The following is a 13,225-nucleotide window of genomic DNA, read 5'->3' on the forward strand; positions in this document are numbered from 1 at the left end:
GGGCCAAGCTCGCTATAGGGTCAGTAAACGGAACAGGGCGATCTTGTTGATCTCTGCCAGCGCGCATTTGAATTCGGTATCTGCCGAGTTGTGAATGCGCGTTTCGAACGCCGCGAGGATCTGATGCCGGTTGCTGCCTTTTACCGCCATGATGAAGGGAAACTTGAACTTGGCCTTGTAGGCGTCGTTCAGCTCGGTGAAGCGCTGGAACTCATCGCTCGAGCATTGGTGAATACCGGCGCCCGCTTGTTCATTCGTGCTGGCTTCGGTCAGTTGGCCCTGGACGGCGGCTTTGCCGGCCAGGTCCGGGTGAGCGTTGATCAAGGCCAGCTGGCTGGTGTGATCGGCGCTCAACAGGATGTCGCTCATGCGCTGGTGCAGGGTTTCGATCTCGTCAATCGACGCGTCCTGGCCCAGGTCGAAAGCCTTTTCGGCCACCCATGGCGAATGTTCGTAGATGTCGGCGAAGGCTGCGACAAACGCATCGCGGCTCAGGGTCGACGGCTTCAATGTTTGAAAGGTGCTCATTGGGCGGCCCCTGGGTACGGGTGGGTTTCGTGCCAGTGGCGGGCGATGTCGACGCGCCGGCTGAACCACACCTGTTCATGACTTTTAGCGTATTCGATAAAGCGCTTCAGTGAAGCCAGACGCGCCGGACGGCCAATCAAGCGGCAATGCAGGCCGATAGACAGCATCTTCGGCGCTTCGGCGCCTTCGGCGTACAACACGTCGAAAGCGTCTTTGAGGTATTCGAAGAAGTCGTCGCCCTTGTTGAAACCCTGGACCTGGGTGAAGCGCATGTCGTTGGTGTCCAGCGTGTACGGGATCACCAGGTGCGGCTTGCCGGTCGGGTTGTTCGGTTCCCAGTAGGGCAGGTCATCGTCGTAGGTGTCGCAGTCGTAGAGGAAACCGCCTTCTTCCATGACCAGCCGGCGGGTGTTCGGGCCAGTGCGGCCGGTGTACCAGCCCAGTGGGCGCTCGCCGGTGATTTCGGTGAGGACGCGGATCGCTTCGAGCATGTGCTCGCGTTCCTGCGCTTCGTCCATGTACTGGTAGTCGATCCAGCGGTAACCGTGACTGCAGATCTCGTGGCCGGCATCGACCATCGCGCGGATCACGTCCGGGTGACGCTGGGCGGCCATGGCCACGGCGAAGATGGTCAGCGGAATGTCGAATTCCTTGAACAGTTTCAGCACCCGCCACACCCCGGCACGGCTGCCATACTCGTAAAGGGATTCCATGCTCATGTTGCGCGCGCCTTGCAGCGGCTGCGCCGAGACCATTTCGGACAGGAAGGCTTCGGATTCTTTATCGCCGTGCAGGATATTGCGCTCGCCGCCCTCTTCGTAATTGAGTACGAAGGACAAGGCGATGCGCGCATTGCCGGGCCAGTGTGGGTGAGGAGGGTTACTGCCGTAACCGATCAGGTCGCGTGGGTAGTCAGCGCTCACTGCAGTCTTCCTTCTTATTCGTTGACAGATTTGCGTGGCGGCCTGGGGGTGAGATGACAGGCTGGCGTCACGGCGATGGGCTGATTGTATACAACTTTATATTCACTTTGTAAGCCTGTTTTTTTGCATTTTTGATGAGCTGTCATCTGCCCATGCTATTGCAAGAAATCTGCCCGGTTGGTCAGCTAATGAACGAAAGGCCCGTTGAACCTGTGGTTTAGTCTCAGTTTCACTTTCAAACGGCCAAGGACGGTATTGACGGCAAAAATGTCGTTTTTATTGTGTACAATTTTTTTTAAAAGTGTCTTAATCAGTCGCTCGCCGCAGCGTTTCGTGCTCCGAATCGGTGCGGTCTCCTTTTCAACTGACTTCGGGAGGCGCGAGGCCTGACTGCTTGTGCAGCCAGGCGCGCAGAATCAATGGGACGTTTGACTACACACGTTTTGGACGCTGCACACGGTTGCCCGGGCAGCTCGATCAAGGTCGAGTTGTACCGCGTTGAAGGCTCGCAGCTGGAATTGGTCGCCAGCGCGATCACCAACAGCGACGGCCGTGTCGATGCGCCGCTGTTGCAAGGCGATGACTACCGTTCCGGGGTCTATCAGGTTCAGTTTCATGCGGGCGATTACTACCGCGCTCGTGGCGTCCAGCTGCCGGAGCCTGCGTTTCTGGACGTAGTGGTGCTGCGTTTCGGCATTTCTGCGGAACAGGATCACTACCATGTGCCGTTGCTGATTTCGCCGTACAGCTATTCCACGTATCGCGGCAGCTGATCCCCCAAGCAGCTGCCCCACGGGGAAGCGACTGCGCATATAGCTTCTTTGGTCTTTCGCCCGCTCACACTGCGGGCTTTTTTTGTCTCGAGCAAAGTGGTGTTGCGGATGACGCCTTCGCGAGCGAGCCCGCTTCCACCGGGGAATGCCTTCCAATGTGGGGGCGGGCTTGCTCCGGGCGGCGTTCCGACGAAGCTTTTGCTCTTAGCGGCTCAACAACGACGCCGCACCCGCACCGCCGAACAACGCCGCACTCACCCGGTTAAACCAACTCTGCCCCTTGCCGCTGCGCAGATACCGCGCGGCGCCATGTGCACCGAGCCCGTAGGCCAATTTGCACAACAGATCCAGCACGGTCCACGTTGCAATCATCACCAGCAACTGCGGCAGGAAGGGTTGTTCGGCACTCAGAAACTGCGGCAGAAACGCGGCAAAGAACAGAATGTCCTTCGGGTTGCTCGCGCCCAACACAAACGCGCGCCCGAACAGGGCGCGAAAGCGTGGCACTGGCGCCGCCTGGGGCACTTCAGCGCCTACAGAAGGCTGGCGCGACTGCTGCCAGCTCTGCCAGGCGAGGTAGAACAGGTACAGCGCGCCGACAATCTTCAGCGCGCTGAACAGCTGTTCCGACGCCAGCAACAGCGCACCCAGACCCAACGCCGAAGCGCTGAGCAGGCAGATCGAAGCAATCACCCCGCCGAGAAATGCCGGGTAAGAACGGCGTAAACCGTAATTCAGACTGTTGCTGATCATCAGCAACGACAGGGGCCCCGGGATCAGGATGACCACCAGCGCAGCGCCGCTGAACAGCAGCCAGGTTTCCAGACTCATTGTTTTCCTCCATTTGTGCAAAAGCCCCACCCGACGGGGTGAGGCTGTTTTGAAACGTGTACGGCGTAACGCTTACAAGAAAATGAACTTGGCGATGAAGATCGCGCACAGTACCCACAGGCTGACGGAAATTTCCTTGTGCCTACCGGTGAAAGCCTTCAACACCACGTAGGTGATAAAGCCCAGCGCGATGCCGTCAGCGACCGAGAAGGTCAGCGGCATCATGATCGCGGTAACGATCGCCGGGATGCTGTCGGTCGCTTCGTCCCATTCGATGTGCTTCATGCCGCCCATCATCAGCATCGCCACATAAATCAGCGCGCCGGCGGTGGCATAAGCGGGGATCATGCCTGCCAGCGGTGCGAAGAACATCGCCGCAATAAATAGCACGCCGACCGTCACGGCGGTGAGACCAGTGCGACCCCCCGCAGCGACACCGGCGGCACTTTCCACGTAGCTGGTGACTGGCGGAACACCGACCATCGCCCCGAATACGCTGGAAGCACTGTCGGCTTTCATCGCGCGCGAAAGGTTTTCGATCCGGCCGTCGGCGTTCACCAGATTGGCGCGCTGGGCGACGCCCATCAAGGTGCCGGCCGTGTCGAACATGTGCACGAAGAGGAAGGCCAGCACCACGCTGATCATGCTGACGTTGAATACGCCGGCGATGTTCATCGCCATCCAGGTCGGCGCCAGGCTTGGCGGGGCAGACATGATGCCTTCGTAGTGAACAAGGCCCAGGCCCCAACCCGCCAGGGTCACGGTAATGATGCTGATAAGAATCGCGCCGAACACTTTGTGGTAGCTGAGCACGGCGATCATCAGGAAGCAGATGGCGGCGAGGAGGGGACCTGGTTCACGCAGGTTGCCGAGCTTGATCAACGTGGCCGGGCTGGCAACGATGATCCCCGCCGTTTTCAGGCCGATGATCCCCAGAAACAGTCCGACACCAGCGCCCATGGCGAAGCGCAAGCTCACCGGGATGCTGTTGAGCAGCCATTCGCGAATACGCGAGAAGGTCAGGATCATGAACAACACCCCGGAAACAAACACCGCGCCGAGGGCGGTTTCCCAGTTGTAGCCCATGGTGCCGACCACGGTGTAGGTGAAAAAGGCGTTCAAGCCCATGCCCGGCGCCAGGCCGACCGGCCAGTTGGCGTACAGGCCCATCAGCAGGCAGCCCAGCGCGGCGGCGATGCAGGTGGCGACGAACGCGGCGCCGTGATCGATCCCGGCGTCGGCCATGATGTTCGGGTTAACGAAGATGATGTAGGCCATGGTGATGAAGGTTGTCAGACCGGCGATCAGCTCGGTCTTCACCGTGGTGCCGTGCAAGGTGAGTTTGAAGAGGCGTTCCAGCAAGCCGTTGCGTAACGGCGGCGAGAGTTCCAGCGACGGGGCTTCGGATTTGCGGCTTTCCACAGCGAATACTCCTCAAGAGTTTTATTTTTATTTCCAGGGCCGGACCCATGAGGGTGGCAGCAGCCCTTTGAGGCATTTGCTAATTTGTTGACCGGGTGGTCAGAAACTCGCACGCAGTGGATTATGCTTTTGTATACAAAGAATGCAAATAATGTTTTTGGTTTTGTCGACGAAAAGTTTGGCGATAGGGATATATCGCTTGCAAGCGAGCCTTCGCGAGCAAGCCCGCTGCCACATTCGAGCACAACGAACTCGGTCACCTGTGGACACCCGCCTGTTGCTCGGGGGAATCGTTCTTTCCAGAATCCGACAACCATCCAGGGCATCTGCGGCTGAACTTCAGTCACATTGATCCGGCGCGGCTGGACGAAGGGCTCAAGCGATTGGCCGCGTATGCGGAGGGCAGAAATGAATAAACCGGCGCGAGGGCCGGTTTATTTTTGTCTGAAGTTGCGGTGTCTGGGTGGGCCTCTTCGCGAGCAAGCCCGCTCCCACAGTAGTTTTGTGTGGTGAGGGCAATCTGTGGTCAACACTGATCACCTGTGGGAGCGGGCTTGCTCGCGAAGGCGTCAGTCAAGGCACCGCAAATCCATCAGACCGCCGCAAATCGCTTATCCAGGTAATCAATGATCACCTTGGATTCATACATCCACGTAGTCTGCCCATTCTCTTCAATGCGCAGGCACGGCACTTTGATCTTGCCGCCTTGCTCCAGCAGCGTCTGGCGATCCAGTTCGTTGTTCTTCGCATCGCGCAACGCCACCGGCACGTTCAAGCGGCGCAGGGTGCGGCGGGTTTTCACGCAGAACGGGCAGGCGTGGAACTGATACAGGGTCAGGTCCCTGGCGGCGGCTTCAACCTGCGCTTGAGCGGCGGCGGGGCGCTGCTTCTTGCCAGGACGAGTGATGAAGTCGATGAAGATGATCAGTTGGCCGAGGCCGACACGCAGCGCTTTTACGAACACGATTGAAGCCTCACAGGGGCAAGCGGAAGGCGCGCAGCTTACCTGATTTTTTGCAGGCGAAAAAAAACCGGCGATGAATGCCGGTTTCTTTGTGTAACGGATTACTTGATCAGGCTGAGAAACTCGCTGCGGGTCGCCGCGTTTTCGCGGAACTCACCCAGCATCACCGAAGTGATCATCGACGAATTCTGTTTCTCCACACCGCGCATCATCATGCACATGTGCTTGGCCTCGATCACCACCGCAACGCCCAGGGCGCCGGTGACTTGCTGGACCGCGTCGGCGATCTGGCGGCTGAGGTTTTCCTGGATCTGCAGGCGGCGCGCATACATATCGACGATCCGCGCGACTTTCGACAGGCCCAACACTTTGCCGCTCGGGATGTAGGCGACGTGCGCCTTGCCAATGAACGGCAGCAAGTGGTGTTCGCACAACGAGTAGAGCTCGATGTCCTTGACCAGGACCATTTCGCTGTTGTCGGAGCTGAACAAGGCACCGTTGGTGACTTCTTCCAGTGTTTGCTCGTAGCCGCGGCAAAGGTACTGCATGGCTTTGGCGGCACGCTTTGGCGTGTCGAGCAGGCCCTCGCGGGAAACGTCCTCGCCCAGTTGGCCGAGAATCGCGGTGTAATTCTGTTCCAATGTCACAGAGCTTTATTCCGTATGGGTTCTAGAGGGGTACGGTTTCTGTCTGTACCAATTTTGTACCAATCAGGCTTTGCTCCAGCTTCCCGACTTCGCTCCAGTCTTCACTGGAGTTGATCCACCGGGCGTATGTCGTCAGCAGCATTTGCACGCTGTGGCCGAGCTGATTCGCAATGAACCCGAGGTTCATGCCTGCCATTAGGCACATGGTAGCGTAAGTGTGCCGGCAGTTGTATTGCCGTCTGGCCCTGATGTTCAGCATGACCCGCCGCGTCTCGCGGGTTTTCATTCGCTCCTCGATCTTGTAGTCCGACACGATTCTGCACACGTTGGCGACACGCCCCTAGGTATTCACCTCTTCCCAGCGCAGCGCTGCTATCTCCCCTGGCCGCATGTCGGTGTAAAACGCGAACTCGAAGTAGGCCGCGTAAACCTGCATCGAACCGGTCAGCACCTTATATAGGTGCCCGATGATTACATCCGCCTCTACCACTGTGAACGGGGCCACTGGTTTCGTCGCTTTTGCCGACAGCTCGATCGAGCCCACGGGGTTCCGTGTGATCGGCTCGTCATTCACCGCGCATTCAAACATGGTGTGCAGGCGCTGGATCGCCGACCGCTTCACTCTCGACGATTTCCACTTCGTCTCGCCGACGATTTTCCGAATCATCGCCGAACTAATTTGATCGATCGGGAGCAGTGCAAGGTGCGGCATCCAATAAAGGGTGAGGGATATTCGGTAGTTTTTCCGGGTTCCCCGACGACTTCCCGGCTGTCCATCCATGTCTGCGCGTGCCGCCGAACAGCGGCGTCGCGGAGTAGGTGGAGTAGGTGGATTCGGGAAAAGCTCGGCGTAACGCTGATCGTCCATCGCACCGTGCTTTGATCAGGCTGATTAGCCACAGCGAGCATTGAAGGCATTTTATAGCTTTCGAGATTGGGTCAGTATCGCCATGCGGTCTTTTGTCTGGAGAAAAGCATATCTGTAACCGCGCAGCGACTGCTGCAGGTCCTCCCGAACGCCGGCGCGAAAGCCGGCGTTTTTGCACCTGTCTTGAATGTGGCCATGGGCCGATATCAGATCGTGGGCACCGAACGCGTCGCCGCCTTTATTGCCCAGATCGGCCATGAGTCAGGTCAATTGGTCTATTTGCGTGAGATTTGGGGCCAACCGCCGCCCAGAAGAAATACGAGGGCAGGGCAGACCTAGGCAACACGGTAGCCGGGGACAGGCTCAAGTACCGTGCCGGGGCCTGATTCAGGTAACCGGGCGACCCAACTACGCTGCGTGCGGCGAAGCGTTGGGCCTGGACCTGATCAATCATCCCGAGCTGCTGGAGCAGCCGCAGTATGCGTGTCTGTCGGAGGCATGGTTCAGGCGCTGAGCGATGCTCAAACCAATCAGGCTCGCTTGCCACTTCTGATTTGCGGCTGTCAGTCCTTCTCGAAGCGACGGATCCAGCCAGTGGCTACTCAATGCCAGCCGGCACCGCAGCCGTCGGCGTGGTTCATGGAGGAGCGCGCGCCCGACTTGACGCAGCGCATGCCCAAAGAATTGTCGCCATCACCGACGATGGCGATAGGGGAATGCTTGCATTTGCAGCATGCCAGGCTTATGTCAGAGAGTTATCGCTCATTAAGTGAGTTGAGTTTTTTTGAGGCGCCCGGGAGAATGCCAAGGTTCCAAGAAGTGTCAATAAAAATACTGATGGGTAAATGTAACGGTATGCAGGGAAAGGGATAATTAGCAATAGTAGCAATATCGAAATTAGTGGAACTAGAGCGATGAGGAATATTTCAGGGTCTTTTCTCTTGGTAACGTAAACTCCAAGAATAAAGAAACCTACTCCCAGGAATAGGGCGGGTCTCCAGAAAAGCCAGAACCAGTACTGTCCCTCAGTCCATTTTTTATATCCTTCGAGCACCTCGCGGAGCTTAGGGAAAATACTTGTGCTATTGCCCGCTAGTGCAGAAAATCGACTGTCAACGATGTCATACCCTAACGTTGCTGTGGTCTGAAATGGTATTTGACCAAACCCGATATGCCAAATTACCTTGGTGATGCACGTCTGACGCTCGAGTAAAAGTTCCGGGTGAAGGAATATCAAGCGGGCTACCGAGTAGAACATCTCAACTTGGTTGGTTTTTAAGTAATCTGCATACTGTAGCGGTTTAAGGAGTAAACCGTTGTTTACTCCGGTAAATGTTGTGTCGGTCATGCTGCAATTGTAAATAGTCCACGCCTCACGCGGGGCGATAGAATAAAATAGCGCAGCATCTTCAACAGGAATTGTTGTGCCGTGGGCTACCGCGGCGCTGAATAAGTGATAAATGTACGCAGTGGCGAAGGTTCCAAGCGGTAGCCCCTCGATAGCTAGCTCGGCCGGATTCTGGTTGTGCTCATAGTTTTCTTGATGCGCCATTGTTGTGAGAGCTTTTGGCAGGGCGAAAACAAGTAGGATAAACAGTACCCCCGCTATTGCCAATCGTCTGTCTCGACTCCTAAAATAAAGCACGGCGAGTGCGAGTAATGTGACCATCAAAAAAACTGGCAGAGCATTGAATCGCATTAATCCAGCGAATGCGCCTGAGATAATTAACACCGATAATGTGTAGAAAGAAGGTTTTGATTTGGCAGGGTGCCGAAATAACACCAATAGCGTCCAAACAAAAAATAACATTCCTACTGTGCACAGAGGATCTTTTCCGAGACTGGTGAAGAATGTTGGGTATTGCGGTGTTGCCGATATAGCCAGAGTGGTGAGGAATATCCATAAAAATGGAACATTTCTGTGTCTAATTTCGTGCAGAACCAAAGCAACACCTAAGGCTGCAAATATACTTTGCATCACGAGTAGCGTCAGTGGAGAATTGCTGAAATAAGTGAACAGGCGCATGAAATAGGTGGTTGGGTAACCTATTGTTGGAGTTAACTCGCCGCGTGATATGGCCTGTACCCATTGCAAGGAGCCGTCATAACTCACGTTACCAGGGAAGAATGCTATGAGCGTTATTGTTGTTGACAATATTAAAGGTAGTGCTACGGCCGCTATTTCCCATCGGCGAGGCCGTGAAGTATTTGATTTTGCCCGTTCTTGTGTCTCGTTGATTCGCAGGGCTAAAAAAGATAGCAGGAAGAATATTAGAATCGAGGCAGTGATCCAGTACGGTTGATAGATTGGTGACTTAGTTGAATAGGGTAAACTCGACTCTGGGCCTCCAACTACTAATGGCCAAAATGATTCAGTAGCTCCATATAGTGATACCTTTTTGGTCTCACCGGCTTCATTGCTTATGGCGGCTGTACCGCCTTGCGGATGGCGGAGGAGCCATAGACGAACAGGCTCCTCTTCAGTAGTGATAGTAACCGGTCCTGTATCTTTCTCAGATTGTAGGATTGTTGCATCAGTCAAAACAGTAACTTTCCAACCGGTATCCGGTATATCGATTTTTCTTTCGGTGAGGTACTGCTCGTAACTTTTTCCGAAAAATACCAATCGCACGTCACCTTCCCCGACTGGGGTGACTGTCATACGATACACCGTATGCTCTTGGCCGAGATCGAGAGACATAACGATGAAAAACGTGGTTAGTGCTGCTGCCAACCAATAGCCAAGAGCCATTCGTCGAAAAAAACTGACAAGAAGTGTCATAGAAATTCGCTTACTATTCTTGATGTGTCCGTACTTTTACGTTGTGTAGCGCAAATTTTCTAGCGAGATTCGTCAGCTGTCGCTGTTGTACGTGAAGGTGACGAAGAACTAGCACTAAGGCATTGACGATAGTTACAGACAGCAGGATTAAGAAAAAATCAAGGCCTCGCCCGATTCCAAAGTAGTGCGCGATAGTTGTAGTTATCTCGGGGTCCCATACAAAATAAATTGCTGCTAAGTATGCGCTGCATAGAAAAGCGCGAATGAAAGGGTGCTTGATGAATACAAAGATGTATACGGCCATAAATAAAAACACGGCCGCAAGAAATATATTAAAGATCACTTAGATATCCTCCCCATTAACAGCTCCATTAATATGCGAATTGCGTTGATGCTCTTTTGACCCTTACGCATTGAGTATTCAGTGTAGGATATGGTTACCGGGAATTCGATGAACGGTGTTCGATGTGCGGCAATATAGTCCAGAATTTCTGAGGCGTGAGCCATACGATTTTGTTGAAATTCAAACGACTCGCAAAATTTGCGGGTAAGAATACGGAAGCCATTATGGACATCTGTAATTTTTATGCGCGCTGTTATTCGAGTGTAAAATAGTGCCGCGCTGAGAAGTAATCTGCGACTTTTCGAGATGTTTTTTGTTTTTCCTAGGAATCTACTTCCTAAAACCAGATCGGCTTTACTTTCTATCAGCGCATCAAGCATAGGCCCGATCTCTCTCGCGTCATGCTGGCCGTCGGCATCAAAAGTAACAATATGTTCGGCGCCTTGTTGTAACGCGTAAGTAATTCCAGTTTGCAGTGCAGCACCTTGGCCTAGGTTGATCGGGTGGGATAAAACGTGCGCGCCAGCGGATAGAGCTATTGTGGAAGTACGATCGCGAGAGCAGTCATCCACAACCACAATATTGCTTACGAACCTCATTAAAGTTGAAACGGTCTCTGCTATTACGGTTCCTTCTTCAAAGGCGGCAATAACTACCCAAAGGTCATTTCTTTTAATATTTTGCATGATTTAATCCGCCGCGACTAACAGGAGTCCACAAGCAATTACCAGAAGACCCAGTCCAAAACGAGCAGAGAGTTGCTCCTGAAAAAAAATAGAGCTGCCAACAGCTGCCACTGCCAAGCTTACAAGTGTAAAAGGATAAGCTTTTGATAATGGCAGGAAAGTCAGCAGCCAGACCCAGTAAACCAGCATAAGTGCATACCATCCGGCACCTAGCATGAATGGCCAATCAAAAACCATTGTCAGTAATCGGGGGGCCAGGCCCTGCTCAGGGGCAGGGACTTGGCGCAGAGCTGAATACTTGAGTAGCAGTTGACCGAACCCCATACCTACCGCAAATAGAAGAAGTAGAAAAATATGCCCAACCTTCATGCAGACTCCATTTTTTCTGGATCACGCCGTCGAATAAATTCATAGGAGGTTAAAACCGGGTACGCCTAAGTAAGCAAGTGCCCGATTTCATTGACTATTGTTACTTTGCCTTACCCCTTTAGAATCGCGGTGTAATTCTGTTCCAGGGACATGAAACTACCTGTGGGGATTTTCGCAAAGGGCAAGGGTACGGTGGCAAACACGGCGCTGCAAGCTTGAAGCGACAGCTTTACTCGTCGCGACCTTCCATCATGGTTCGTTTGAGCATCACATACACCGCTCCGGCGCCGCCATGTTTCGCCTGGCAAGAGGTGAACCCGAGCACCTGGGAATGCTGGCGCAGCCAGGTGTTGACGTGACTTTTGATCATCGGTCGCTTGCCGTCCAGACGCACGGCTTTGCCATGGGTGACGCGCACGCAGCGGATTTCGAATTTGGTCGCTTCAGCAAGAAATGCCCAAAGGGTTTCCCGGGCCTTTTCCACGCTCATGCCATGCAGGTCGAGGCTGCCTTCGAAGGGGATCTGGCCGACTTTGAGCTTGCGCATCTGGCTTTCCTGCACGCCGTCACGCGCCCACATCAATTCGTCTTCAGGGCCGACGTCAATTACAAACTGGTCGGACAGGCCGTCGACAGTGGTGGCATTGGTGCGCACGGTAGCGGCTTGGCGCAGTTTGGCGATTTGCGCGCGGTCGGCCTTGGGTTTGCCGGTTTCGGCGCGATCGTGCTTGATCGGCTTGACGCCTTGGATCGCACTCTTGAACAGGGAAAAATCGTCGTCTTGCATGTCAGCCTCCGCGAAGGTCGGCCAGTTTACCCAAGTCCAGGCGCTATCCATAACTATTGGGCCCGTCAAACAGGCGGGCCCCGATTCAGTCGTGTTTTTTCATCAGGTGCGGGGACATGTTCAGTTCTCGCGATTGGCGCGAGCGGCGACGGCAGCGGCGCCACAACCACACGCCGATGTACAGCACGAACAGGCCAACCACCAAAATTATCGCCGAGCCCAAGGGGCTGGCGTTCAATTCGCCGAGGGCGGGCGGGCGGCCCAGCAGGCTTGCGGCGCCGGCCATCGCCAGCAACACACCGCAGGTGGCCAGCAAGGCAGCAAACGCTGCGCCGAATCGAAATCGCCAGTTGCTTTGGCCTTTGGGCCGCAGGCGGCGTGCGTCAAAACCATCGGATAACTTCATTCCGACCTTCCTCAATGGGTATCGGCCCTTCGACCGGGAGTTGACCGGGATGTTCCTGAGGCTAAGACAATTGCAGCAAATGAGAGGCTTTTGCGGATGAGCGGCGGTGTTGACCGCTCATCGAAGGTCGATCAGATCAGATCGTGGGTCAGCGCGAGGGTGGCGAAGTTGTCCGCCATGATCGCCATTTCGGTCTGCTGAACGTGCTCGGCACTCAACACCGCGCCTTTGTAGGGCAGGTCGCGCGTGGCGCAGGCGTCTTCCACCAGCGTGCAACGGAATCCCAGGTTCTTCGCCGCGCGCACCGTGGTGCTGACGCTGGAGTGGCTCATGAAACCGCAGACAATCAAGTCCAGCGAGCCGAGATTCTGCAAACGGTCGTACAGTTCGGTGCCATGAAAGGCGCTCGGCAACAGTTTGCCGATGATGGTTTCGTCGCCCTGTGGCTCAAGGCCCGGAATGAATTCCCCGCGTTCGCCCTGTGGGTCAAACAGGCCGCCGACAGTGCCGAGGTGGCGCACGTGCACAATCGGCCGGCCAGCCGCACGGGCGGCGCCGACCAGTTGCTTGATGTTCGCGACGGCAGCATCCATGCCGCTCAGGGCCAGCGGGCCACTGAGGTATTCTTTTTGGGCATCGATGATGACAAGGGTCGCATGACCCAGATTGGCTGCTGCGTAACCGCGGCCGCTGAGTTGAAACATCGTTTTTGGAACGGACATTCTGGGGCTCCTTGGAGTGGGGCTTTTGCGACATTCTCCTCTGGCTGAGCGCTTCTGTGAATCGCTACCATCGTAGGCACCGCCGTTACTGGCTCGCAGCCTTGTCAATAGCGCCGTTTTGTTCAATAGCCAGCCCAAAAAATAGAAAAATCCTACATCTGAGCCGGTGTTTTT

At 55.0% G+C, this 13,225-nt stretch carries 16 protein-coding genes and 1 pseudogene; 2 read left to right on the forward strand and 15 right to left on the reverse strand.

Translation table 11 applies throughout. The features are described from left to right. Positions 1-12: 12 nt before the first annotated feature. Positions 13-528, reverse strand: a complete 516-nt coding sequence (gene uraD / locus ACQKP4_RS10800; RefSeq protein ID WP_427632938.1) for a 2-oxo-4-hydroxy-4-carboxy-5-ureidoimidazoline decarboxylase — start codon at positions 526-528, stop codon at positions 13-15. Continuing rightward, a complete protein-coding gene (puuE, locus tag ACQKP4_RS10805; protein ID WP_427632940.1) occupies positions 525-1,451 on the reverse strand; it encodes an allantoinase PuuE in 927 nt (308 codons plus the stop codon). The genes uraD and puuE overlap by 4 nt, the downstream gene beginning before the upstream one ends. A 419-nt stretch (positions 1,452-1,870) precedes the next feature. On the opposite strand from puuE, the gene uraH reads away from it, so the two are divergent. Beyond that, positions 1,871-2,224 carry a hydroxyisourate hydrolase gene (uraH, locus tag ACQKP4_RS10810; protein WP_010456673.1) on the forward strand — a complete coding sequence of 118 codons (354 nt, stop codon included), beginning with the start codon at positions 1,871-1,873 and terminating at the stop codon, positions 2,222-2,224. A 204-nt stretch (positions 2,225-2,428) separates the two neighbouring features. On the opposite strand, the gene ACQKP4_RS10815 is transcribed toward uraH, so the two are convergent. The 6 genes from ACQKP4_RS10815 to ACQKP4_RS10840 all read right to left on the reverse strand — a co-directional run bounded on the left by ACQKP4_RS10815 (position 2,429) and on the right by ACQKP4_RS10840 (position 6,869). Continuing rightward, entirely contained in the window at positions 2,429-3,055 is a 627-nt protein-coding gene (locus ACQKP4_RS10815) for a LysE family translocator (RefSeq protein ID WP_140667198.1), read from the reverse strand. A gap of 72 nt (positions 3,056-3,127) precedes the next feature. After that, on the reverse strand, positions 3,128-4,477 hold the full coding sequence (locus ACQKP4_RS10820) for an NCS2 family permease (protein ID WP_427632943.1): 1,350 nt from the start codon (positions 4,475-4,477) through the stop codon (positions 3,128-3,130). A 592-nt stretch (positions 4,478-5,069) separates the two neighbouring features. Continuing rightward, positions 5,070-5,441 (reverse strand): glutathione S-transferase N-terminal domain-containing protein, encoded by a 372-nt coding sequence (locus ACQKP4_RS10825; protein WP_427632945.1) that lies wholly within the window; start codon positions 5,439-5,441, stop codon positions 5,070-5,072. A 101-nt stretch (positions 5,442-5,542) separates the two neighbouring features. Next, entirely contained in the window at positions 5,543-6,088 is a 546-nt protein-coding gene (folE, locus tag ACQKP4_RS10830; protein ID WP_010456659.1) for a GTP cyclohydrolase I FolE, read from the reverse strand. A 22-nt stretch (positions 6,089-6,110) separates the two neighbouring features. After that, positions 6,111-6,401 carry a hypothetical protein gene (locus ACQKP4_RS10835; RefSeq protein WP_427632947.1) on the reverse strand — a complete coding sequence of 97 codons (291 nt, stop codon included), beginning with the start codon at positions 6,399-6,401 and terminating at the stop codon, positions 6,111-6,113. A 27-nt stretch (positions 6,402-6,428) separates the two neighbouring features. Beyond that, on the reverse strand, positions 6,429-6,869 hold the full coding sequence (locus ACQKP4_RS10840) for a hypothetical protein (RefSeq protein WP_427632949.1): 441 nt from the start codon (positions 6,867-6,869) through the stop codon (positions 6,429-6,431). 195 nt (positions 6,870-7,064) lie between these two features. On the opposite strand from ACQKP4_RS10840, the pseudogene ACQKP4_RS10845 reads away from it, so the two are divergent. After that, positions 7,065-7,461: pseudogene (locus tag ACQKP4_RS10845) on the forward strand (glycoside hydrolase family 19 protein); the annotation flags it as partial. 237 nt (positions 7,462-7,698) lie between these two features. Here ACQKP4_RS10845 and ACQKP4_RS10850 read toward each other — a convergent pair. The 7 genes from ACQKP4_RS10850 to ACQKP4_RS10880 all read right to left on the reverse strand — a co-directional run bounded on the left by ACQKP4_RS10850 (position 7,699) and on the right by ACQKP4_RS10880 (position 13,051). Continuing rightward, the gene (locus ACQKP4_RS10850) at positions 7,699-9,738 is read right to left on the reverse strand and encodes a hypothetical protein (RefSeq protein WP_427632950.1); all 2,040 of its coding nucleotides are present in this window, start codon (positions 9,736-9,738) and stop codon (positions 7,699-7,701) included. A 13-nt stretch (positions 9,739-9,751) separates the two neighbouring features. Then, on the reverse strand, positions 9,752-10,081 hold the full coding sequence (locus ACQKP4_RS10855) for a DUF2304 family protein (protein ID WP_427632952.1): 330 nt from the start codon (positions 10,079-10,081) through the stop codon (positions 9,752-9,754). Continuing rightward, positions 10,078-10,767: a glycosyltransferase family 2 protein gene (locus ACQKP4_RS10860; RefSeq protein WP_427632954.1), complete on the reverse strand. Its 690-nt coding sequence runs from the start codon at positions 10,765-10,767 to the stop codon at positions 10,078-10,080. The genes ACQKP4_RS10855 and ACQKP4_RS10860 overlap by 4 nt, the downstream gene beginning before the upstream one ends. 3 nt (positions 10,768-10,770) lie before the next feature. Beyond that, positions 10,771-11,136, reverse strand: a complete 366-nt coding sequence (locus tag ACQKP4_RS10865; protein ID WP_427632956.1) for a hypothetical protein — start codon at positions 11,134-11,136, stop codon at positions 10,771-10,773. Between the two features lie 229 nt (positions 11,137-11,365). Then, positions 11,366-11,923: a Smr/MutS family protein gene (locus tag ACQKP4_RS10870; protein WP_427632958.1), complete on the reverse strand. Its 558-nt coding sequence runs from the start codon at positions 11,921-11,923 to the stop codon at positions 11,366-11,368. 85 nt (positions 11,924-12,008) lie between these two features. Beyond that, on the reverse strand, positions 12,009-12,329 hold the full coding sequence (locus ACQKP4_RS10875; protein ID WP_427632960.1) for a hypothetical protein: 321 nt from the start codon (positions 12,327-12,329) through the stop codon (positions 12,009-12,011). Between the two features lie 131 nt (positions 12,330-12,460). Beyond that, positions 12,461-13,051: a cysteine hydrolase family protein gene (locus tag ACQKP4_RS10880; RefSeq protein WP_427632962.1), complete on the reverse strand. Its 591-nt coding sequence runs from the start codon at positions 13,049-13,051 to the stop codon at positions 12,461-12,463. Positions 13,052-13,225 lie beyond the last annotated feature (174 nt).

This window comes from Pseudomonas sp. NPDC086278 (assembly GCF_050280905.1).
In the GTDB taxonomy this organism is placed as follows: Bacteria; Pseudomonadota; Gammaproteobacteria; order Pseudomonadales; family Pseudomonadaceae; genus Aquipseudomonas.